The organism is Hydrogenophaga sp. YM1, assembly GCF_016903055.1.
Taxonomy (GTDB): Bacteria; Pseudomonadota; Gammaproteobacteria; order Burkholderiales; family Burkholderiaceae_C; genus Hydrogenophaga; species Hydrogenophaga borbori.
The window spans coordinates 190,983-212,689 of the sequence record NZ_CP070223.1 but is presented as its reverse complement, the minus strand read 5'-3'; the positions used below and the strand labels follow the sequence as shown (position 1 = coordinate 212,689).

Genomic DNA, 21,707 nt, shown 5'->3' with positions numbered 1-21,707 from the left:
TGCGGAGGGTAGGGGCTCATATCAGGGTCGGGGCCTGGAAGATGCCGTGCGGGTCGAAGGCCTCGCGCAGGCGGCGCATCACGGCCTGCAGCGCGGGGCTGGGCGTGTCCGCGCGCGCCACGCCGCCGTCCCCCGAGGCCGGGGCGCGGAACAGCTGCGCGTGGCCGCCGGCCGCGCGCGCGGCGGCACGGATCTCATCGGTGGCCGCCACCGGCGCCCACAGCCAGCGCTGGGCGCCCTGCCATTCGATGAGCTGCGGCCAGGCGGCCAGCAGCGGTGCGGCGGTCTGCGGCACGCTGATCCGCCACAGGCCATGGTCGGCCGAGGGCGCGTTGGTGAAGAAGGGCAGGCGCTGGTCGCGGCAGGCGGTCCAGTCGGCGCCGGCGGGGGGGTTGTCCAGGCGCTGGCCCGGCGCTTCGGCGAGCAGGCGCTCGCACGCGGCCTCCACCGCCGCGGCGGCGCCGCGCAGGCGCAGGAACAGGCGATCGCCCCCGTCGGCCTCGCGTTGCCAGCGCGAGGCGTTGAGCGGCAGCGGCTGCCCGCCCCAACGGTGCAGGCGCTCCAGCGCGTTGGACTGGTCGACGCCGAAGGTCAGCGTGGCCTCGGCCGGCGCCACTGGCAGCACCTTCAGGCTGAGTTCGGTGATCACGCCGAGCGCGCCCCAGCTGCCCGCGAGCGCGCGGCTCACGTCGTAGCCGGCCACGTTCTTCATGACCTGCCCGCCGAAAGTGAGCAGCTCGCCGCGCCCGTTGATGAGGCGCGCGCCAAGCACGTAGTCGCGCGCGCCGCCGACGCTGGCGCGCGCCGGGCCGGCCAGGCCGCTGGCCACCGCGCCGCCCACGGTGCCGCCGGCGCCGAAACGCGGCGGCTCGAACGGCAGGCACTGGCCGTGCTCGGCCAGCGCGGCCTCCAGCTCGGCCAGCGGCGTGCCGGCGCGCACGGTGACCACCAGCTCGCTGGGCTCGTGGCTCAGGATGCCGCTGTGGGCACGCACGTCGAGCGCGACGCCCTCGGCGGGCGCGTGCACGAAGGACTTGCTGCCGCCGCCGGCGATGCGCAGCGGCGCGCGCGCGGCCACGGCGGCGCGCACCTGGTCGATGAGGGCGGATGGGTGGTCGCTGGCCGGCACGAAGCCCTGCCCGGGGGCAGCGGCGGGGGCCAGCGCGTCGTGGGGCGCGGACATAGTGGCGGCGATGGTAGCGGCCACTCACCGCGCGGGCCTTGAATTTTTTGCACGCGCGGCTGCAATCGCGCCGGGCGCCGCGCCGGCCTAGCGCGAGGCGAAGCCCAGACAGGCCCCGGCATTGGGCCGGCCCCGGCATTCCCGCGTCAGGCGCCGCGCGCGCTCGGCCGGGCTCTCGTCCGACGGCGCCTTGTGGACAGTGAGCTTGCCCGGCGCGCGCCGCGCGGCCGTCGGCGCGTCGGGGTCTTGGGCGGCCTTGGGCTTCTTGGCGGCGAGGGCACCGCCCGCCGCCAACAGCGCCATCGCCAGCACCCAACAATGAACCGTCTTCAAGCCCATGCGCCCTCTCCTGTGGTTGCGTCGGGCGGCGATGCTAGGGCGCCCGCGCGGGCCCTGCCCCCGGGGAGTACAGAGTCACCGCCACCGGCCTGGACGCCTCCGGCGCCGTCGACGACGATAGGGGCTCGCGCCCGAGCGCCAGGAGACCGCCATGCCCGTCCAACGCTTCACCACCAGCCGCCTGCAATGGGCTGACTACGACCCGGCTTCGCGCCAGTTGGACCTGGGCTGGGCCAATGGCTCGGTGCAGGCCTACAAGCAGGTGCCGCAGGAGGTGTTCCGCCGGCTGTGCAGCGCCCCCAACCCGGCCACCTACTGGGAAGACCGGATCGCCGAGGAATACCCGCAGGGCACGCCCCGGGCCGGCGCCCGCGCCACAGGTCCGGGCAAGACGCTCAAGGACCTGTTCGACGACCCGCCGGCATAGGCCGAAGCAGACCGGCCCATGCCGGGAAGGCGAAAAAAAGCCCGCGGGCCTGGCGGCGCGCGGGCGGGTTTCCTCGGAGGAAAGGGTGATCGCGTGGATCAGCGGTGGTACGCCGTCTCGCCGTGCGAGGTGATGTCCAGGCCCTCGCGCTCGGCCTCTTCCGAGGGACGCAGGCCCATGGTGAGGTCGGCGATCTTGTAGGCGATGAAGGCAACGACGCCCGACCAGGCCACGGTCACGAGCACGCTCTTGACCTGCACCCAGACCTGGTGGCCCATGGCGAAGTCCTCGGCGCCGGTGCCGCCCAGGCCCGGCGCGGCGAACACGCCGGTCAGGATGGCGCCGACGATGCCGCCCACGCCGTGCACGCCGAACACGTCGAACGCGTCGTCCGCGCCCAGCATCTTCTTCAGGCCGCTGACGCCCCAGACGCAGACGAAGCCGGCCACGATGCCCAGCACGATGGAGCCCATGGGGCCGACGAAGCCCGCGGCCGGCGTCACGGCCACCAGGCCGGCGACGGCGCCGGAGGCGGCGCCCAGCATGGAGGCCTTGCCCTTGAGCAGGGACTCGGCCAGGCACCAGGCCAGGGTGGCGGCGGCGGTGGCCAGCACGGTGTTGATGAAGGCCAGGCCGGCCACGCCGTTGGCGGCCCCGGCCGAGCCGGCGTTGAAGCCGAACCAGCCCACCCACAGCAGCGAGGCGCCCACCATGGTCAGCGTCAGCGAGTGCGGCGTCAGCGCTTCCTTGCCGTAGCCGATGCGCTTGCCCACCACGTAGGCGCCCACCAGGCCGGCGACACCGGCGTTGATGTGCACCACGGTACCGCCCGCGAAGTCGAGCGCGCCGTCGGCCGCCAGCAGGCCACCGCCCCAGACCATGTGGGCCATGGGGATGTACGAGAAGGTGAACCACAGGGCCGAGAACAGCAGCACGGCGCCGAACTTCACGCGCTCGGCGAAGGAGCCCACGATCAGCGCCACGGTGATGGCGGCGAAGGTGCCCTGGAAGGCGATGAACACGTACTCGGGGATGGTCGCCAGCGCCGACGACATGGTGCTGGCCGTGGTGCCGGCGAGGAACAGCTTGTCGAAGGAGCCGAAGAAGGTGCCCGCGCCGCCGAAGGTGAGCGAGAAGCCGTAGATGGCCCACAGCAGGGAGATGAGCGAGAAGATCACCATCACCTGCATCAGCACCGACAGCATGTTCTTCGATCGCGCCAGGCCGCCGTAGAACAGGGCCAGGCCGGGGATGGTCATCAGGATGACGAGCAGCGTGGAGGTCAGCATCCACGCGGTGTCGCCGCTGTCGAGCTTGGGCGCTTCGGGGGCGGCGGCGGGGGCCTCGGCGGCGGGGGCGGCCGGCGCGGCGGCCGCAGGCGCTTCAGCGGCGGGGGCCGCGGGAGCGGCAGCGGCCGGTGCGGCCTCGGTGGTCGACTGCGCGATGGCTGCGCCACCGCCGATCGCCAGGCCCAGGCCCAGCAACAGGGAAGCCAGGAGTTTCTTCATTTGGATGGACTCGGTTGGGTTCAGGGAATGGCTGGGTCAGATCGCCTCGTTGCCGGTCTCGCCGGTGCGGATGCGGACCACTTGCTCGAGGGGCGAGACGAAGATCTTTCCGTCGCCGATCTTTCCGGTGCGCGCGGCGCCTTCGATGGCCTCGATGACGCGCTCGACCAGGTCGTCCGCGACGGCCGCTTCGATCTTGACCTTGGGCAGGAAGTCGACCACGTACTCCGCGCCGCGGTAGAGCTCGGTATGCCCCTTCTGCCGCCCGAAGCCCTTGACCTCGGTGACGGTGATGCCCTGCACGCCCACGCCGGAGAGCGCCTCGCGCACCTCGTCCAGCTTGAACGGCTTGATGACGGCTGAAACCATTTTCACGACGATCCCTCCAGGGGTTGGTTGATCTGGTGTCTGCCTTAGCAGCTTGTGTGCCAACCCGGAGCGCCCGGGTGCGGGCCCCTGGGGCGGTCGGCACCAGGATGAGGCCCCGCCCGCGCCGCAGCACCCCAGGGGGGCCTCGACGCACCACCGCGGTGCCATATGCGCCGAATCGGGGACGGGCCGGCGCCCGACACCCCCACCGGTGTCGTGCCAGCGGCGCCCGCAGAATCGGCCGCCCCGTGGCCGCCGCCGGCGGCCGCGCACCTGAACAGGGAGAACACCCATGGCGCTGGCGCATGTGCACAGCCGCGCGCTGCAGGGGCTGGCCGCCCGGCCCGTGAGCGTGGAAGTCCACCTGGCCAACGGCCTGCCCAGCTTCACGCTGGTGGGCCTGGCCGACACCGAAGTGAAGGAAGCGCGCGAGCGGGTGCGCGCGGCCATCGCCAACAGCGGCCTGGAGTTTCCGCACAGCCAGCGCATCACCGTGAACCTGGCGCCGGCCGACCTGCCCAAGGACTCGGGGCGCTTCGACCTGCCGATCGCGCTGGGCATCCTGGCCGCCAGCGGGCAGATTGAGGCCGAACCCCTGGCGCGCGGCGTGTACGCGGGCGAGCTGTCCCTGGGCGGCGAGTTGCGCCCGGTGCGCGGCGCGCTGGCCATGGCGCTGGCCCTCGCGCAGGACGCGGCGCCCCGCACCCTGGTGCTGCCGCCAGGCAGCGCCGAAGAGGCCGCCCTGGTGCCCGGCGCCCACGTGGTGCGCGCGCGCCACCTGATCGATGTGGTGGCGCGCCTGCGGCGCGAGCAGCCGGCCACGCAGGACGACGCGGGCTGGGCGCGGCTGGAGCCGCGCGACAGCGTCCCGGCGCCACCCGGGGGACCCGACCTTGCCGACGTGAAAGGCCAGGTGGCGGCGCGCCGCGCGCTGGAGATCGCGGCCGCCGGCGGCCACAGCCTGCTGCTGGTGGGGCCGCCGGGCGCCGGCAAGTCCATGCTGGCGCAGCGCCTGGGCGGGCTGCTGCCGCCCATGGCCACCGACGAGGCCCTGCAGGCCGCGGCCGTGGCCTCGTTGGCCGGGCGCTTCGATCCCGCGCGCTGGGGCGAGCGGCCTTTCTGCGCGCCGCACCACAGCGCCTCCGCCGTGGCGCTGGTGGGCGGGGGCTCGCCACCGCGGCCGGGCGAAATCTCGCTCGCCCACCAGGGCGTGCTGTTCCTCGACGAGCTGCCCGAGTTCGCGCGCCACGCGCTGGAGGCGCTGCGCGAGCCGCTGGAGACCGGCCGCATCCGCGTCTCGCGCGCGGCGCAGCAGGCCGAATTCCCCGCGCGCTTCCAACTGGTGGCCGCCATGAACCCCTGCCCCTGCGGCTACCGCGGCCACCCGGTGCGCGCCTGCCGCTGCACGCCAGAGCAGGTGCAGCGCTACCAGGGCCGGCTCAGCGGTCCGCTGCTCGACCGCATCGACCTGCAGGTGGAGGTGCCCGCGCTGCCCGGCGAGCAGCTGCTGCAGGGACCGCCGGGCGAGGGCAGCGCCGCGGTGCGCGAGCGCGTGGTGGCCGCGCACATGCTGGCGCTGCGGCGCCAGGGCCAGCCCAACCGCGCGCTGGCGGGCGGCGCGCTCGAGGAGCACGCGCGCGCCGAGCCGGCGGCGCTGAAGTTCCTGCACGCGGCGGCCGTGCGCCTGGCCTGGAGCGGGCGCGGCACGCACCGGGCGCTGCGCGTGGCCCGCACCATCGCCGACCTGGCCGGGCACGAGCGCGTGGGCGCGGCCGACGTGGCGGAGGCGGTGCAGTACCGGCGCGTGCTGGGGGCGTTCGCATGAAGCGCGTCGGGGGGTTTTGCGGCCCCGTCACGGGAGGGCAGCGGCGCATCGACACCACGCCCGCCTCACCACAGGCGCTGCTGAACGCGGTGCACGCCTGCATCGGCCACAGCGGCTGCCACACGGCCTACACGGAGCTCCAGCTGCAGGACTGCAACAGCACCGCGGACCTGGCGGAGGTGTTCTTCGACGCGCAAGCCCACGCCAGCCCCGACTGCGCGGGCCAGTACAGCCTGCTGGTGTTCCTGGGCAAGCTGCCCCCGCAGACACGCCCCGCGTTCGCCCCGTTGCTGCTGGCGGCCCTGCCCGCGTCATGCAGAAACGACACACTCGCCGACCACTTGCACCTGCTGCTCGAACACCTGCCCACCCGCGCCGACTGCCCCGCCGAGGTGAGGCCCCACCTGGACCGCTGTGTGAAGCGGTTCCTGGATCGATTCGATCGCTGCTTCGACGCCTACGAACGGCGCCCGGGGGCCAGGGAGGCGCTCAGCGCGATCAAGCGGCACGTCGAGCAACACCTGGCGCCGGCGAACCCCGCGCGCACCGGCCATGTCGATGCGACCCCGCCCGCGCGGCCCGACCCCCAGCACGTCGTCGGCGCGGCCCGGCACATCATGAGCTGCAAGCCCATTCCCCTGAGCGCCAGGCTGTGGACCGCCTTGTCTCACCTGTCCCGCGGCAGCCAAGGCATCGCACCGCTGCGACGGTGGCTGGCGACCTTCTCGACCACGCAGGACACGGACGCGCTGCTGAGCTGGCTCTGGGGCATTCACCCCGGGGCCGCGCTGGGTCTGCGGCGCCTGTTGGTGCAGGCGTGCGGCCCTCTGGCACCCAGCGCCCCAGCCACCGCGCCCGACGTCATGTCCGCGCCGCTGATGCACGCCACCGGCGCCGCCCGCTACCTGCTGGCCCTGGCCGGCGCCCATCCATCGGCCCTGTCGTGCGCCGACCCGCGGCTGGACCCGCCGGCGGTAAGCCGGGCCCTGAGCGCCTTCGCGACCTGCGGGTCCGAACGGGAAGTCGTGGCCTTCCTTCGAAGCAGCACCCCGCGCCAGCTGCTGGGCGTGCTGGCGTGCCTGGGCCGGCTCTACCCGCCCGCGGCCAAGGCCTTCGCCTTTGTCGCGGCCAAGGCCATCCTCGGCGCGCGCACCCGGGCGGTGGCCCCGGGCTTGAAGGCCATTGTGGTGGCCCACTGGCCGGCGGCCGCGCGGTGGAACTGGGGCGCCCCCAGCGACACGCCGGAGAACACCCCCTACACCGAACAGGACCTGGCCGATCTCGCGCGGGACCTTCAGGCCATGGCACTGCCCGAGCCGGTGTTCCACGCCCTCAAGCGGCTGGCCGGGTGTTCCTTGGGCGCCCATGAAACGGCCAGCCTCACGGCCATCCACGACATGCCCGACCCGATCCTGGGAGGCGTGCTCGACGCCTTGTCGCTGAGCGGGGACGGCGAGGCCGTCCGGCGCCTGGCCGCCCTGGCGCGGCTGGCGCGAAACCGGCCGCCTGAGGTCATGGACTGGCTGCGCGGTCTCGCCGGGGATGGCACCGGCTGACCCCCGGTGCGCCGGGCCATGCCGGGACCCGCGCGAGCGGGGGCGCGGCGGCCCGCGCGCCGGAACTCAGAGGTTGGGCGCCAGCCAGCGCTGCAGGTCCGCGCGCGCCACGGCGCTGCGCTGGGCCAGGTCGTCCAGCTGGTCCTCGCCGATCTTGCCGACGTTGAAGTAGGTGCTCTGCGGGTGGCTCAGGTAGAAGCCGCTCACGCTGGCCGCTGGCGACATGGCCAGGCTTTCGGTCAGGCCCATGCCGATCTCCTCGGCCTGCAGCAGCCGAAACAGGCCGCGCTTGACGGTGTGGTCCGGGCAGGCCGGGTAGCCCGGCGCGGGGCGGATGCCCTGGTACTTTTCCTTGATGAGCTCCTCGTTGCTCAGCGCCTCGTTCGGCGCGTAGCCCCACAGGTCGGTGCGCACGCGGTGGTGCATCTGCTCGGCCAGGGCCTCGGCCAGGCGGTCGGCCAGGGCCTTGAACATGATGGCCGAGTAGTCGTCGAGGTCGTCGAGGAACTGCTTCTCTTTCTTCTCCACGCCCAGGCCCGCCGTCACCGCGAACAGGCCCACGTAGTCCGGGGCCACGCCCTGGGGCGCCACGAAGTCGGCCAGGCAGCGGCTGGGGCGCATCACGCCGTCGATCTCCTGCTTCTCGGTCTGCTGGCGCAGGCCGTGCCACACCAGCACCGGGCGCTCACGCGACTCGTCGGCGTAGAGCGCGATGTCGTCGTCGTTCACGCAGTTGGCCGGGTACAGGCCGATGACCGCGCTGGCCGTGAGCCAGCGGCCGTCGATGATGCGCTGGAGCATGCGCTTGCCGTCGCTGAACACGCGGCGCGCCTCCTCGCCCACCACCTCGTCCTTCAGTATCTCGGGGAAGGGACCGGCCAGGTCCCAGGTCTGGAAGAAGGGACCCCAGTCGATGTACCTCGCGAGCTCGGCCAGGTCCACGTTCTTGAACACGCGCCGGCCGATGAACTTGGGCACGGGCGGGGTGTAGCCGCCCCACTCGATGGGCGTGCGGTTGGCTCGCGCCTTGTCCAGCGGCCACAGCGGCACCTGCTTCTTGTTGGCGTGCTGGTGGCGCACGCGCTCGTAGTCGGCGTTGACCTCGGCGATGTAGGCCGTGGCCTGGTCCGACAGCAGGCCCTGGGCCACGCTCACGCTGCGCGAGGCATCGGGCACGTAGACCACCGGGCCCTCGTAGTGCGGCGCGATCTTCACCGCCGTGTGCACGCGGCTGGTGGTGGCGCCGCCGATCAGCAGCGGGATCTTCTTGATGCGGAAGTGCTCGTCCTTCTGCATCTCGCTGGCCACGTACTGCATCTCTTCCAGGCTGGGCGTGATCAGGCCCGACAGGCCCACGATGTCCGCGCCCTCGACCTTGGCCTTGGCCAGGATCTCGTGGCACGGGACCATCACGCCCATGTTCACCACCTCGAAGTTGTTGCACTGGAGCACGACGGTGACGATGTTCTTGCCGATGTCGTGCACGTCGCCCTTGACGGTGGCGATGACGATCTTGCCCTTGGAGCGCACGTCGCCGCCGGCGGCTTCCAGACGCTTCTTCTCTTCCTCGATGTAGGGCAGCAGGTGGGCCACGGCCTGTTTCATCACGCGCGCGCTCTTGACCACCTGGGGCAGGAACATCTTGCCCTGGCCGAACAGATCGCCCACGACGTTCATGCCGTCCATGAGCGGGCCTTCGATCACGTTCAGCGGGCGCCCGCCGCCGGCCTCGATCTCGCGCCACATGGCCTCGGTGTCTTCGGTGATGAAGTCGTTGATGCCGCGCACCAGCGCGTGCGACAGGCGCTCGCGCAGCGGCAGTTCGCGCCAGGCGTTCTTCTGCGAATCGTCCTTGGCCGCGCCCTTGGCGCTCTCGGCGATCTCGAGCAGGCGCTCGGCGGCGTCCGGGCGGCGGTTCAGCACCACGTCCTCCACGCGCTCGCGCAGCGTGGGTTCCAGTTCGTCGTACACGCCGACCATGCCGGCGTTGACGATGCCCATGTCCATGCCGGCCTGAATGGCGTGGTACAGGAAGACGGTGTGGATGGCCTCGCGCACCGGGTCGTTGCCGCGGAAGCTGAAGCTCACGTTGGACACGCCGCCCGAGACCTTCGCGCCCGGCAGGTGCTGCTTGATCCAGCGCGTGGCGTTGATGAAGTCCACCGCGTAGTTGTTGTGCTCCTCGATGCCGGTGGCGATGGCGAAGATGTTGGGGTCGAAGACGATGTCCTCGGGCGGGAAGCCCACCTCGTCCACCAGGATGCGGTAGGCGCGCTCGCAGATCTGGATCTTGCGCTCGTAGGTGTCGGCCTGGCCGGTCTCGTCGAAGGCCATCACCACGGTCGCCGCACCGTAGCGCTTGATGAGGCGGGCCTGGCGCTTGAACTCCTCCACGCCCTCCTTCATGCTGATGGAGTTGACGACGCCCTTGCCCTGCAGGCAGCGCAGGCCGGCCTCGATGACGCTCCACTTGGAGCTGTCCACCATCACCGGCACGCGCGCGATGTCGGGCTCGCCGGCCATGAGGTTGAGGAAGCGCACCATGGCGGCCTCGCTGTCGAGCATGGCCTCGTCCATGTTGACGTCGACGATCTGCGCGCCGTTCTCCACCTGCTGGCGCGCCACGGCCAGCGCGTCCTCGAAGCGGCCTTCGAGGATCATGCGCGCGAAGGCCTTGGAGCCGGTGACGTTGGTGCGCTCGCCGACGTTGACGAACAGGCTGCCCGCGCCGATGGCGAGCGGCTCCAGGCCCGACAGCAGCATCGGGCGAACGGCGGGGGAAACGGGGGCGGAGGAGGTCTCGGAGGACATGCGGCTCACCAGGGTTGTTTGCGAAAAAACCGAGCTGGTGAGCGTCGTTGGGGCCGGTCCAGCCCACTCAAGCCTGACGGCCCCGACCCGGGAGGCCCTGGGCTGGCCGCTGCAACGCTCCTTGAGAGAGCAGGGATTTTAGCGACAGGCCTCAAACCCCTCGTCCGTTCGGCCTGAACAGCCATTTGGCTGGCGCCCTGGGGCTTCCGGGCGTTACTGAGCAGGCGTTCAGGCCCCCACCCCCTCCGTTTCTCTCCATTGCCGCCATGATTGCTCTGTCCACCCCCCGCCCCGGCAAAACACAGGCGCTCTGCCCCGATGGCGAGACGTTTGACCTGCGGCAGCTGTATGCGTATGGCCAGTCGGTCAACAAGGGCTGGCGGACGGGGCCGACCATTCTCCTCATCAAGAACAAGACCGGGCCGAAGGTCGAGCGCACGCAATGCCTGTCGGTCACCCCCAAGAACGCGAAGGGCACCACCACCAGCGCCTCGGACGCCGCGGAACGGCTGGTGCGGACCCTCGCGCGCCGCTTCATTGCGGATCGCCCCTACCCGGCGGAGGTGAAGGAAGCCCTGGACTCGATCTGGTCTCGCGTGACCACGGGCCATCAGGTGGTGCTGGACACCGCGTTCCTGAAAGACCTCAAAGTACTGATCGATCCGCCGAGCGGCCGCGTTCCCACCACCAGGACCGTCCTTCGCGCGCTGGGCCACGCGGCCACGGCGGACCAGATCAAGGACAGCGCGGACATCCCGACCATCGCGGACCTCATTCGATCGCTGGAGCCCTTGGAGCGGGAACGTTTCAAGTACCGCTTGAACCGGGACTGGGGGCGTGAGGCCTCCACCCAGCAGCTGCTGGCGGCACTGAACGCCCAGGCGCCGGCCAGGCACGGGCCGCACGAAACAACCCGGCGCGTGGAGCGTCAGCAGGCACTGGCGCTCGGGGACCTGCCCTACACCCGGCGCACAAGCCCCGATCCGATGCGCTTCATCGAGCTGAGCGACCCGCCCGCCACGACGGCCGACGCGTCGCCACCGCGGCTGGGCCAGGCGTTTGTCGACATCTTTGGCCAGCGGCTCAAGGGGCTCGGCATCTCGAACTTTCTGACGGTCACCCCCGACACCACCGTCAAGGAACTCGCCCAGTTCACCGCCATGCTCGACAACGAGGCGTTGGAGAGTTTCCGCTTCACCCTGCAATGGGTCGAGCAAGGCCGCCCGCTGGAGCCCGGCCTGAAGAACACGCCGCAAGCACGGCTCACGGCGCGCCTGCTGATGGAAGCAATGGAGACGGTCTGCTGACGGCTTGCCGCCGCAGCGCCACCACGCGCTCGCCGGTGTCCAGCGAGCGCGCCCGCAGCTGGCCGCAGCCCGCGTCCACGTCCTGCCCGGCCGAGTGGCGCAGCTTGGTGAGGATGCCCTGGCGGTGCAGGCGGCGCGCGATGTCGGCCGCCTTTTCCCACGCGGGGCGCTGGAACGGCAGACCGTCGACGGCGTTGTAGGGAATGAGGTTGAGCACGCCGTAGCGGCCACCGAGCAGGCGCACGATGCCGTCGATTTCATCGTCGCCGTCGTTCACGCCGTCCAGCAGGGTCCACTGGTATTGCACCGGGTAGCCGGTGGCGCGCGCGTAGGCCTCGGCGCGCTCCACCAGCTCGGTGGGCGTGAGGCGCGGCGCGCGCGGCAGCAGTTGCTCGCGCAGATCGGGCTTGGTGGTGTGCAGCGACAGCGCCAGCGCGGGCTTGACCGCGCCACGCGGCAGGGCCTCGAAGGCGCGCTCGTCCCCCACGGTGGAGAACACCAGGTTCTTGTGGCCGATGCCGCCCACGGTGCCCAGCAGCTCGATGGCCTCGAGCACCGCGTCCAGGTTGTGCGCGGGCTCGCCCATGCCCATGAAGACCACCTTGTTCACCGGCCGGCCGGCGCGCGCCAGCGCCACCTGGGCCAGGATCTCGGCACTGCCGAGCTGGCGCAGCAGGCCGCCGGTGCCGGTCATGCAGAAGGCGCAGCCCACGGCGCAGCCGACCTGGGTGGACACGCACAGGCCGCCGCGCGGCAGGCGCACGCTCTCCACGGTCTGGCCGTCGCGCAGGGCCACCAGCAGGCGGGCCGAGCCGTCCTCGCCCGGGTGCTCGGCCTGCAGGCGCGCCAGGCCGGCGAGTTCCTCGCGCAGCGCCGGCAGGGCCTCGAACAGGGCCTTGGGGAAGTGGTGCTCGGGCTTGCGCCGGCCGGCGTCGGCCGGCAGGGCGTGCAGCCAGTGGCGCAGCACGCGCTGCGCATGCAGCGGCCCAGCCCCGAGGGCGGTGAGGCGTTGGCGCAGTTCGCTCAGTTGCATGGGGCGGGCATTGTCGCGCACGGCACCCGGGCATCCGCTCCCGGTCGACAATGGCCGGCCACGACCAAGGAGACCCCGATGCTGGAAATGGTGATCGACGCGCGCGCCGCCGACCTGGGCCACGGCCTGACGGTGCGGCGCGTGCTGCCTTACGCGAAACGCCGCATGGTCGGCCCCTTCATCTTTGTGGACCACGCCGGCCCCGTGACGCTGGCGGCCGAGGACACGCGCGCGGCCGACGTGCGACCGCACCCGCACATCGGCCTGTCCACCGTGAGCTACCTGCTCAGCGGACAGATCAAGCACCGCGACAGCCTGGGCGTGGTGCAAGACATCGTGCCCGGCGACGTGAACTGGATGACCGCCGGCCGCGGCATCTCGCACAGCGAGCGCTTCACCCACCCCGATTCCTTCGCGGGCGGCGGGCTGGAGCTGATGCAGCTCTGGGTGGCGCTGCCCGAGCGGGACGAGGAAACCGAGCCGGCCTTCACCCACTACCCGGCCAGCGAGCTGCCGGTGCGCGAACGGGACGGCGTGTGGATGCGCCTGATCGCGGGCGAGGCCTATGGCCTGAAGAGCCCCGTGCGCACGCACTCGCCGCTGTTCTACCTGCACACCGAATGGCAGGCCGGCGCCAGCCTGGCCCTGCCCGGCGGCCACCGCGAACAGGCGGTGTACGTGGCGCGCGGCGAGATCGAGTACGCGGGCGAGGTCTACCGCCCCGGGCAGCTGCTGGTGTTCGGCGACGACGCCGACGCGCTCGTCACCGCGCGCGTGCCGAGCACGCTGATGGTCTTCGGTGGCGAGCCATTGGGCGAGCGGCACGTCTGGTGGAACTTCGTGTCCTCACGCAAGGAGCGCATCGAGCAGGCCAAGGCGGACTGGGCCGCCGGGCGCATCCCGCTGCCGCCGGGAGACGACCAGGAGTGGATCCCGCTGCCCAAGGCCTAGGCCGCGCAGGCCGGCCTAAGACCCGTACGGGTCGTCCGCCTTCCTGCGCTGCACCCGCGCCGCGCCCCACACCACGCGCAGTGGCCGGCCCTCGCGCGCCAGGCTGTCGGCCACCTTGTCGATCACGTGGCGCCGGCGCATGCCGTTGCCGGGCACGTCGAATTCCCAGAGCGTGAGCGAACCGTCGGGCCGCTCCTCCACCAGGATGGAGAAGCAGCCGTAGGGATCGCGGTACTTGAGGGTGCGGCAGTACATGTCGGCTCGCCGGGAACGAGCCGGTAGGTAACCGAAGGGCCTCCAAGGTTCACCACGCACGCCTCGCCCGCGACAGCCCGCTCCGGAGACACCACGGAACCGGCTCCGACGGGCCGTTGGTGCCGCCTTTCCAGGGGCAGGCGCGCAGCACCGCGGGGTCAATACTGCTTGTACGGCAGGAACTTGCCCGACATCACGATGTTCACGCGGTCGCCGTTCGGGTCCTTCTCGCGCTTCATGTCCATCTTGAAGTCGATCGCGCTCATGATGCCGTCGCCGAACTCTTCGTGGATGAGCTCCTTGAAGGTGGTGCCGTAGACGCTGATGAGTTCGTAGAAGCGGTAGATCAGCGGGTCGGTGGGCACGCTGGTGGGCAGCGAGCCCTTGTAAGGCACGACCTGCAGCCACTTCTGCTCCTCGGCCGTCAGGCCGAAGACCTTGCCCAGGACCTTGGCCTGCGCGGGCGTGGCGGTCATCTGACCCAGGCACAGGGCCGTGGTCCACTCCTTGGACTGGCCGACTTTCTTGGCGACGTCCTCCCACTTCAGGCCCTTGCTGACCTTGGTGGCGATGATCTTCTCGGTGACTTCGATGCGGCTCATGGTGGGTGGTCTCGTTGTGGTGGCGGGGTGAAAGGGTTGGAGCGGGGGCTGCGGGGTGTCGCCGGTCAATGCGCCTTCGCCCGGGAGACGAGGAAGTCGACGATGTGGTTGCGCAGGGCGTAGTAGCCGTCCAGGTGGTGCAGCTGGGTGCGCGTGCGCTCGCGCGGCAAGGGGTTGTCCACCACCTCGGCCAGGCCGCCCGGCCGGTAAGCGCCATCCACCTCGGCCCCGTTGCTCATGAGCAGGATGCGGTCGGCCAGCAGGATGGCCTCGTCCACGTCGTGGGTGATCATGAACACGGTCTGCCGCGTCTCGCGCACGATGCCCAGGAGTTCGTCCTGGATCGTGCCGCGCGTGAGCGCGTCCAGCGCGCCAAAGGGCTCGTCGAGCAGCAGCATCTTGGGCTGGATGGCGAAGGCGCGCGCGATGCCCACGCGCTGCTTCATGCCGCCCGACAGCTGCGAGGGCTTCTTGTCGATGGCCGGGCTCAGGCCCACCATGGCCACGTACTTCTCGACCTGCGCCTCGACCTCGGGTTTCTTCCAGTCGGGCCAGCGCGACTTCACCGCGAAGGCGATGTTCTGGCGCACCGTGAGCCAGGGCATGAGCGCGTGGCCCTGGAAGACCACGCCGCGCTCCAGGCTGGGGCCAGCGATTTCGCGGCCGTCCATGAACGCGTGGCCCGCGCTGGCCGTGTCCAGGCCGGCCAGCACATTGAGGATGGTCGTCTTGCCGCAGCCGCTGTGGCCGATGATGCAGACGAACTCGCCCCGGTCGATGCCGAAGTCGACGTTGGCGAAGACCGGCTTGTCGGCCTGGTAGGCCTTGGCGAGGCGCTCGACCTGCAGGAAGGCGCGGGAATGGGCGCTCATGGAATTGCCTTGTGCTTGTGTGGCGCGTGTCGCGGCTGCGACGCCCTGTTGCCGGCCGTCACTCCACATAGGTCACCGCCTTCTGCAATTGCGCGAACATCAGGTCGAGCAGCATGCCCACCACCCCGATCACCAGCACCGCGAAGATCACGTTGGTGAGCGAGAGGTTGTTCCACTCGTTCCACACGAAATAGCCGATGCCGGTGCCGCCCACCAGCATCTCGGCCGCGACGATGACCAGCCAGGCAATGCCCATGCTGATGCGCATGCCCGTGAGGATGGTGGGCGCGGCGGCGGGCAGCACCACCAGGAAGGCCTTGCGCAGCGGGTTCACCTCCAGCGTGGCGGCCACGTTGAGCCAGTCGCGCTTGACCGAGGCGACGCCGAAGGCGGTGTTGATCAGCATCGGCCAGACCGAGCAGATGAAGATGACGAAGATGCCGCTGACATTGCTGTCCTTGAGCGTGTAGAGCGCGAGCGGCATCCAGGCCAGGGGGCTGATGGGCTTCAACACCTGCACGAAGGGATCGAAGGCCTTGCTCATGAGCGGCGACATGCCGATGAGAAAGCCCAGCGGGATGGCCACCAGCATGGCCAGCGCGAAACCCAGGCCCACGCGCGCCAGCGAATGCGCGATCTGGATGCCGATGCCCTTGTCGTTCGGGCCCTTGTCGTAGAAGGGATCGGACAGGTGCTTCCAGCTGGCCTCGGCCACCGCCAGCGGGGGCGGGAAGCCGTCCGACTTGACCACGGCCGCGCCCGGGTCCTTGCCCATGAGCTTGGCGTACTCCAGCTCTTCCGGCGTGAGCGGGGCGGCGGCCGAGGGCGCGCCCCCGCCGCCCGTGCCGATCTGCCAGGCGCCGACGAAGACCACCAGCAGCAGCAGCGAGACCAGCGCGGCGCGCAGGTTCAGGTTCAGCGCCTTCATGCTCAAGCCGCCTTGCGGACCGCGAAGCTGTCGAGGTAATCCTTCGGTCTGGCCGGGTCGAACACCTTGCCCATGATGGTGTGCTTCTCGTAGCCCGGCCCGGCCTTGAAGTCCTGGCCGAGCGCTTTCATGTGCCGGCGCGCGTCGGTGATGAGGAAGACGCGCTCGGCGATCTGGTGGTAGTTGACCTCGCCTTTGATGTAGCCCCAGCGCTGCATCTGCGTGAGCATCCACACCGCCATGCTCTGCCAGGGCATGGGATCGAAATCGGCGCGGTCGGGCACGTTCTGGATCTTGCCCAGGCCATCGGCGAAACGACCGGTGAGCACCTGGGCCACCACGGTCTCGGGCTGGTTCAGGTAGGCCTGCGGCGAGATCACCTTGGCGATGAGCTCGCGGTTCTTGGGCTGCCGGGCCATGGCCGCGGCCGTGAGCACCGAGCGGTACAGCGCCGCGAAGGTATTGGGGTTCTGGCGGATGAATTCGGCGCTGGTGCCGAAGGCGCAGCAGGGGTGGCCGTTCCACAGGTCCTTGGTGAGCACGTGCAGGAAGCCGACCTCGTCGTATACCGCGCGCTGGTTGAACGGGTCGGGGCCGAGGTAGCCGTCGATGTTGCCGGCGCGCAGGTTGGCCACCATCTCGGGCGGCGGCACCACGCGGATCTGGATGTCGGTGTCGGGGTTGAGCCCGTGCTCGGCCACGTAGTAGCGCAACAGGAAGTTGTGCATCGAGAACTCGAAGGGCACGGCGAACCTGAAGCCCTTCCACTGCTTCGGGTCGCGCCTGTCCTTGTGCTTGACGTGCAGCGTGATGGCCTGGCCGTTGGTGTTCTGGATGGTGGCCACGTTCATGGGCGTGGCGTTGGAGCCCACGCCCATGGAAATGGCGAGCGGCATGGGCGACAGGAAGTGCGTGGCGTCGTACTCCTTGTTGATCATCTTGTCGCGGATGAGCGCCCATCCCGCCGTCTTGATGACCTCCACATTGAGGCCTTCGCGCTGATAAAAGCCCAGGGGGTGGGCCATGATCAGCGGCGTGGCGCAGGTGATGGGAATGAAGCCGATCTTGAGATCGGTCTTCTCCAGCCGGCCCTTCTCCTGCGCCATGGCCTGCAGGCTGGCGATGGGCAGCACGCTGGCGATGGCCGCCATGGCCGTGCCCTTGCCCACGGCGCGAAGGAAGCGCCGGCGCACCGCGTCCTGCGGAAACAGTGCCTTCACCAGCGTGGCCTCGATGAAGTCGCGGCTGTAGGCCTCGAACTCGCTGCTCTCGCTGCGCTCGCGCAGCGCGCCCGCGGCCTGCGCGGCAGCGGCCTCTTCGGCCTGGTGCTCGGCGATGCTGTGATCTCGCCCGCAGCTGCACTTGAGCATCAGCGGCTTGTCGGCGTTGTACGGGTCGAAGAAGTCGGACATGGCGCACCTCGTGTGTGGGAGATGCGCGGTGGATTGCAAGCCGCGGGCCAGTGGCCGTGCCACGGCGGATGCGCGCGCGATTTCGCGGGCGCTGCGGCGACGCGGCGTAGGGCCAGCCCTACACAGGCGCCGCCTCAGGCGCCGGAACGCTGCCTTTCGGCGTACAGCGCCAGCTCGACGTCGTTCTTGGCGCCGGTCTTTTCGAGGACACGCGCCCGGTAGGTGCTCACCGTGTTCGAGGCCAGGCCCAACCGCGCACCAATTTCGCTCACGGTCAGGCCTTGCGTGAGCAGGCGGTACACCTGGTGCTCGCGGTGCGAGAGCGCCTCGGGGCCGGCCTGCGCGCCGCCGCTGCCCACGGCGGCGGCCAGGGCCTCGGCCGTGGCGGGTGTGAGGTAGCGGCCGCCGCCCGCGCACTTGCGCACCGCCAGCAGCATGTCGTCGGGGTCGGCGCCCTTGTTGAGGTAGCCGCAGGCGCCCAGGCGGATGCAGCGCACCGCGTACTGCTTCTCGGGATAGGTGCTGAGCATGAGCACCGGCAGGTGCGGGTGCTCCTTGCGCAGGCGCTGCAGCACGTCCAGCCCGTCGATGCCCGGCATGGCAACGTCGAGCAGCACCAGGTCCAGGCCTTCGCTGCCGCCCAGCACACGCACCTGCGTGAGCACGTCCTCGCCGCTTTGGGCTTCGGCCACCACGCTCACGTCGGGCGCGTCGGCCAGGATCTGCTTGAGCCCTTCGCGCACGATGCGGTGGTCGTCGCCGATCAGCACGCGGATGGTGTCGGCCAGCAGATCAAAGCGGCTGGCCTCGCTGTATTGGCTGTTCATGTCACCTCCCCGGGCGGCAGCGCGATGGTGAGTTCCATGTGCGTGCCGCGGCCCAGGACGCTTTTGATCCGGATGTCGCCCCCGAAGTGCCCCGCGCGTTCGCGCATGCCCATCACGCCGTAGGCGTTGGCCGCCTCGAAGGCCTGGGGGGCGGCGCCGATGCCATCGTCGCGCACCGACAGCCGCAGCAGGCCCTTGCGGTGACGGATGCGCACGGCGATCCGACGGGCACGCGCGTGGCGGCCTACGTTAGAGAGCATTTCCTGGAAGATGCGAAAGACCGCGATGGCCAGCGGCTCGGCAGGCTCCGGCGCGCCGTCCACCGCCATGCGCCAATCGAGCGCGAGTTCGGCGCTGGCCACGAACTCCTGCGCCTGCCATTCCAGCGCGGCCCACAGGCCCTGGTGATCGAGGATGCTGGGGCGCAGGTCGGTGATGATGCGCCCGACGTTGTCGACCGCGCTTTCGATCAGCCGGCTCATGTTCTGGCATTTGCAGCGCATGCGCTCGCGCATGCCCTCGGCCTCCTCGGGCTGGCGCCGCGCCTGCTCGGACAGGCGCCTGTCCATCCAGTTCACGTCCATCTTCAAGGCCACGAGCAGGCTGCCCAGTTCGTCGTGCACTTCGCGCGCGATGCGCGTGCGCTCTTCCTCGCGCACGGCCTCGCTGCGCGCGGCCAGCTCGCGCACCTGGCGCAGCGCGGTCTCCAGCGCGCGGGTGCGCTCGCGCACCCGCTGCTCCAGTTGCTCCTTGGCGCCGCGCAGGGCGTCGGCGGCGCGGCGCCGCTCGGTGATGTCGATGAACGTGACCACGGCGCCGCGCACCTGGCCGCCGTCCACGATGGGGTGGCTGCTGTACTCCACCGCAAAGGCGCTGCCGTCGCGTCGCCAGAACACCTCGGCATCGATGCGGCAAGGCTCGCCCGCGCGAAAGGCGTTGAAGATCGGGCAGTCCTCCACCGGATAGGGCGCACCGTTCGCGTGCGAGTGGTGGGTGAGCGCGTGCATGTTGCGGCCCAGCAGCTCGACGGGCTCGTAGCCGATCATGCGAGCGCCGGCGTGATTGATGAACACGCACAGGCCGTCCAGGTCGACGCCGAAAACGCCCTCGCCCGTGCTGGCCAGCAGCAGGCCCAGGGGGTCGCGCCAGGCCGCCGTGGACGGGGCCACGGCGGCGCTGATCAGTTCGGGAAAGTCCGCGGGCGGCATGGCACGGGCAAGAGCAAGGCCTGTGCCATGTTGGTGCGCCGCGGGGCGCGGGGGCTCAGGTGTTCGGCGCCGTCTTGGCGCTCCAGACCATGGTGATGGCCAGGATGCCCACCACCACCGCCAGCGACACCGCCACCGGGATCTTGAAAACGTCGATCAGCATCATCTTGGTGCCGATGAAGACCAGGATGACCGCCAGGCCGTAGTTCAGCAGGTGGAACTTGCCGGCCACGGCCTGCAGCAGGAAGAACATGGCGCGCAGGCCCAGGATGGCGAACACGTTGCTGGTGAGCACGATGAAGGGGTCGCGCGTGATGGCGAAGATGGCCGGGATGGAGTCCACGGCGAAGATCACGTCGGTCACGCCCACCAGGGCGATCACCATCAGCAGCGGCGTGGCGATGCGCTTGCCGTTCTCGACGGTGAAGAACTTTTCGCCGTCGTAGTCCTGGCTCACGGGCATGAGGCGGCGCAGCAGCTTGAGCGCGGGGTTGTCGTCCAGCGCGGGCTCCTTGCCGGCGGCCCACCACATCTTCACGCCGGTGAGCACCAGGAAGGCGCCGAACACATAGAGGATCCAGTGGAACTGCGCCAGCAGCCAGCCGCCGACCAGGATCATCACCGTGCGCAGCGCGATGGCGCCCAGGATGCCGAGCATGAGCACGCGCTTCTGGTACGCGGCCGGCACCGCGAAGTAGCTGAAGATCAGCAGGAAGACGAAGATGTTGTCGACCGCCAGGCTCTTCTCGATCAGGTAGCCGGTCAGGAACTCCAGCGACTTCTCGTTGGCGAGCGCGGTGGAGCCGCTGCTGTCCTTGATGGCCCACCAGAGCAGGCCGTTGAAGACGAAGCTCAGCGCGATCCAGGCGAGCGACCAGTTGAGCGCCTCCTTGACGCCCACGGCCTGGGCGCCCTGCTTCTTCAGCAGGACGAAATCGACGAACAGGGCCGCCACGACGAACGCGACGAAAACCCCCCACAGCCACAGCGGGGCAATGCTTTCCATGAAAGACCTCGGTTTGGTGTTGACGAACACCCCAAGGTCTGGTCGCGGGCCACCGTCGGTGGCCTGGGCGTTCCCGGCGGCCTTTCGGGCCGCGAATTGACGAGAACGCCGCGCCGCCGATGCCTCGCTGTGCGCGGGGTGGCGGGCCGATTACTCCCCTTGAAGGGAAGCCGGATTGTCGACCGGCCGGGCAATTCCCGGCAAGCCGTCGGGTATTCAGGCCGTTTCGGCGTAGAAGGCGGCGCGGTGGCGCGGCGCCAGCGGCGAGACCGCGCGGCCGATGGCGGCGATGTGGTCCGGCGTGGTGCCGCAGCAGCCGCCCACGATGTTGACCAGGCCCTCGGCCGCGAACTCGTGCAGCAGGCGGCTGGTGACCTCGGGCGTCTCGTCGAAGCCGGTGTCGCTCATGGGGTTGGGCAGGCCGGCGTTGGGGTAGCAGCTGATGTAGGTATCGCCTGCGACCTTGGCGAGCTCCTGGATGTAGGGCCGCATGAGGGCCGCGCCCAGCGCGCAGTTCAGGCCCACGGCCAGGGGCTGCAGGTGGCGCACGCTGGCCCAGAAGGCGCTGACGGTCTGGCCGCTGAGGATGCGCCCCGAGGCGTCGGTGACGGTGCCGCTGATGATGAGGGGCAGGCGCTCGCCCGTGGCCTCGAAGACCTCGTCGATGGCGAACAGCGCGGCCTTCGCGTTGAGGGTGTCGAAGATGGTTTCGACCAGCAGCACGTCGGCGCCGCCCTCCAGCAGGCCCTCGACCTGCTCGCGGTAAGCCGCGCGCAGCTGCTCGAACGTGACATTGCGCGCGCCGGCGTCGTTCACGTCGGGGCTGATGCTGGCGGTCTTGGGCGTGGGGCCCAGGGCGCCAGCAACGAAGCGCGGCTTGTCGGGCGTGCTGAACTTGTCGCAGGCCGCGCGCGCCAGCCGGGCCGAGGCGACGTTCATCTCGCGCGCGAGGCCCGCCATGTCGTAGTCGTCCTGCGCGATGCTGGTGGCGCCGAAGGTGTTGGTCTCGATCAGGTCGGCACCCGCGGCGAGGTAGCCCTCGTGGATGTCGCGGATGACGTCGGGCCGGGTCAGGCTGAGCAGCTCGTTGTTGCCCTTGACATCCTTGTGGAAGTCCTTGAAGCGCTCGCCCCGGTACTGGGCTTCGTCCAGCTTGAAGCGCTGGATCATGGTGCCCATGGCGCCGTCGAGGATGGCGATGCGCTGCTCGAGGATGGCCGGCAGGGCCTGGGCACGGGTGAAAGCGGGGGACTTGTCCATCGGGGCATTGTATGAAGCGCTCCCCACC

Annotated in this window: 20 protein-coding genes and 1 riboswitch; of the genes, 5 read left to right on the top strand and 15 right to left on the bottom strand. The window is 70.5% G+C overall.

The window, feature by feature from the left end:
• Window positions 1–16: 16 nt before the first annotated feature.
• Complete coding sequence (gene glcE, locus JNX00_RS01045) at window positions 17–1,183, bottom strand: glycolate oxidase subunit GlcE (RefSeq protein ID WP_204743836.1); 1,167 nt, start codon at window positions 1,181–1,183, stop codon at window positions 17–19.
• A gap of 87 nt (window positions 1,184–1,270) precedes the next feature.
• On the bottom strand, window positions 1,271–1,522 hold the full coding sequence (locus JNX00_RS01040; protein ID WP_204743835.1) for a hypothetical protein: 252 nt from the start codon (window positions 1,520–1,522) through the stop codon (window positions 1,271–1,273).
• 151 nt (window positions 1,523–1,673) lie between these two features.
• Between JNX00_RS01040 and JNX00_RS01035 the strand changes: the two genes are divergently transcribed.
• A complete protein-coding gene (locus tag JNX00_RS01035; RefSeq protein WP_204743834.1) occupies window positions 1,674–1,949 on the top strand; it encodes a KTSC domain-containing protein in 276 nt (91 codons plus the stop codon).
• Between the two features lie 98 nt (window positions 1,950–2,047).
• Here the strand turns inward: JNX00_RS01035 and amt are convergent, their stop codons facing one another.
• On the bottom strand, window positions 2,048–3,457 hold the full coding sequence (gene amt / locus JNX00_RS01030; protein WP_204743833.1) for an ammonium transporter: 1,410 nt from the start codon (window positions 3,455–3,457) through the stop codon (window positions 2,048–2,050).
• 36 nt (window positions 3,458–3,493) lie between these two features.
• Window positions 3,494–3,832, bottom strand: coding sequence for a P-II family nitrogen regulator (locus JNX00_RS01025; RefSeq protein ID WP_070400158.1), 339 nt, complete (start codon window positions 3,830–3,832; stop codon window positions 3,494–3,496).
• A 286-nt stretch (window positions 3,833–4,118) separates the two neighbouring features.
• Between JNX00_RS01025 and JNX00_RS01020 the strand changes: the two genes are divergently transcribed.
• Both JNX00_RS01020 and JNX00_RS01015 read left to right on the top strand, forming a co-directional pair.
• Window positions 4,119–5,651, top strand: coding sequence for a YifB family Mg chelatase-like AAA ATPase (locus JNX00_RS01020; RefSeq protein ID WP_204743832.1), 1,533 nt, complete (start codon window positions 4,119–4,121; stop codon window positions 5,649–5,651).
• Window positions 5,648–7,207, top strand: a complete 1,560-nt coding sequence (locus JNX00_RS01015; RefSeq protein WP_204743831.1) for a hypothetical protein — start codon at window positions 5,648–5,650, stop codon at window positions 7,205–7,207. The genes JNX00_RS01020 and JNX00_RS01015 overlap by 4 nt, the downstream gene beginning before the upstream one ends.
• 66 nt (window positions 7,208–7,273) lie before the next feature.
• On the opposite strand, the gene metH is transcribed toward JNX00_RS01015, so the two are convergent.
• The gene (metH, locus tag JNX00_RS01010) at window positions 7,274–10,018 is read right to left on the bottom strand and encodes a methionine synthase (RefSeq protein WP_204743830.1); all 2,745 of its coding nucleotides are present in this window, start codon (window positions 10,016–10,018) and stop codon (window positions 7,274–7,276) included.
• A gap of 32 nt (window positions 10,019–10,050) precedes the next feature.
• A riboswitch (S-adenosyl-L-homocysteine riboswitch) is annotated at window positions 10,051–10,147 on the bottom strand.
• Between the two features lie 137 nt (window positions 10,148–10,284).
• Here metH and JNX00_RS01005 point away from each other — a divergent pair.
• Window positions 10,285–11,325, top strand: a complete 1,041-nt coding sequence (locus tag JNX00_RS01005) for a hypothetical protein (protein WP_204743829.1) — start codon at window positions 10,285–10,287, stop codon at window positions 11,323–11,325.
• Here the strand turns inward: JNX00_RS01005 and JNX00_RS01000 are convergent.
• Window positions 11,282–12,358 (bottom strand): RNA methyltransferase, encoded by a 1,077-nt coding sequence (locus JNX00_RS01000; RefSeq protein WP_204743828.1) that lies wholly within the window; start codon window positions 12,356–12,358, stop codon window positions 11,282–11,284. The two genes, JNX00_RS01005 and JNX00_RS01000, sit on opposite strands and share 44 nt — an antisense overlap.
• 78 nt (window positions 12,359–12,436) lie before the next feature.
• On the opposite strand from JNX00_RS01000, the gene JNX00_RS00995 reads away from it, so the two are divergent.
• Window positions 12,437–13,309 carry a pirin family protein gene (locus JNX00_RS00995; RefSeq protein ID WP_070400153.1) on the top strand — a complete coding sequence of 291 codons (873 nt, stop codon included), beginning with the start codon at window positions 12,437–12,439 and terminating at the stop codon, window positions 13,307–13,309.
• A gap of 15 nt (window positions 13,310–13,324) precedes the next feature.
• On the opposite strand, the gene JNX00_RS00990 is transcribed toward JNX00_RS00995, so the two are convergent.
• The 9 genes from JNX00_RS00990 to JNX00_RS00950 form a co-directional block, all read right to left on the bottom strand.
• Window positions 13,325–13,564 carry a hypothetical protein gene (locus JNX00_RS00990; RefSeq protein WP_070400152.1) on the bottom strand — a complete coding sequence of 80 codons (240 nt, stop codon included), beginning with the start codon at window positions 13,562–13,564 and terminating at the stop codon, window positions 13,325–13,327.
• A gap of 158 nt (window positions 13,565–13,722) precedes the next feature.
• A complete protein-coding gene (cynS, locus tag JNX00_RS00985; RefSeq protein WP_070400151.1) occupies window positions 13,723–14,166 on the bottom strand; it encodes a cyanase in 444 nt (147 codons plus the stop codon).
• A gap of 65 nt (window positions 14,167–14,231) precedes the next feature.
• Window positions 14,232–15,038 carry an ABC transporter ATP-binding protein gene (locus JNX00_RS00980; RefSeq protein ID WP_239478225.1) on the bottom strand — a complete coding sequence of 269 codons (807 nt, stop codon included), beginning with the start codon at window positions 15,036–15,038 and terminating at the stop codon, window positions 14,232–14,234.
• 58 nt (window positions 15,039–15,096) lie between these two features.
• Window positions 15,097–15,966, bottom strand: a complete 870-nt coding sequence (gene ntrB, locus JNX00_RS00975) for a nitrate ABC transporter permease (protein WP_204743827.1) — start codon at window positions 15,964–15,966, stop codon at window positions 15,097–15,099.
• 2 nt (window positions 15,967–15,968) lie between these two features.
• The gene (locus JNX00_RS00970) at window positions 15,969–17,378 is read right to left on the bottom strand and encodes a CmpA/NrtA family ABC transporter substrate-binding protein (protein WP_204743826.1); all 1,410 of its coding nucleotides are present in this window, start codon (window positions 17,376–17,378) and stop codon (window positions 15,969–15,971) included.
• A gap of 134 nt (window positions 17,379–17,512) precedes the next feature.
• Window positions 17,513–18,205, bottom strand: a complete 693-nt coding sequence (locus tag JNX00_RS00965; protein WP_070400147.1) for a response regulator transcription factor — start codon at window positions 18,203–18,205, stop codon at window positions 17,513–17,515.
• Entirely contained in the window at window positions 18,202–19,413 is a 1,212-nt protein-coding gene (locus JNX00_RS00960; RefSeq protein WP_204743825.1) for a PAS domain S-box protein, read from the bottom strand. The genes JNX00_RS00965 and JNX00_RS00960 overlap by 4 nt, the downstream gene beginning before the upstream one ends.
• Window positions 19,414–19,468: 55 nt before the next feature.
• Window positions 19,469–20,419, bottom strand: a complete 951-nt coding sequence (locus JNX00_RS00955; protein ID WP_070400145.1) for a TerC family protein — start codon at window positions 20,417–20,419, stop codon at window positions 19,469–19,471.
• A 216-nt stretch (window positions 20,420–20,635) separates the two neighbouring features.
• Window positions 20,636–21,679, bottom strand: coding sequence for a homocysteine S-methyltransferase family protein (locus JNX00_RS00950; protein ID WP_070400144.1), 1,044 nt, complete (start codon window positions 21,677–21,679; stop codon window positions 20,636–20,638).
• Between the last annotated feature and the right edge of the window lie 28 nt (window positions 21,680–21,707).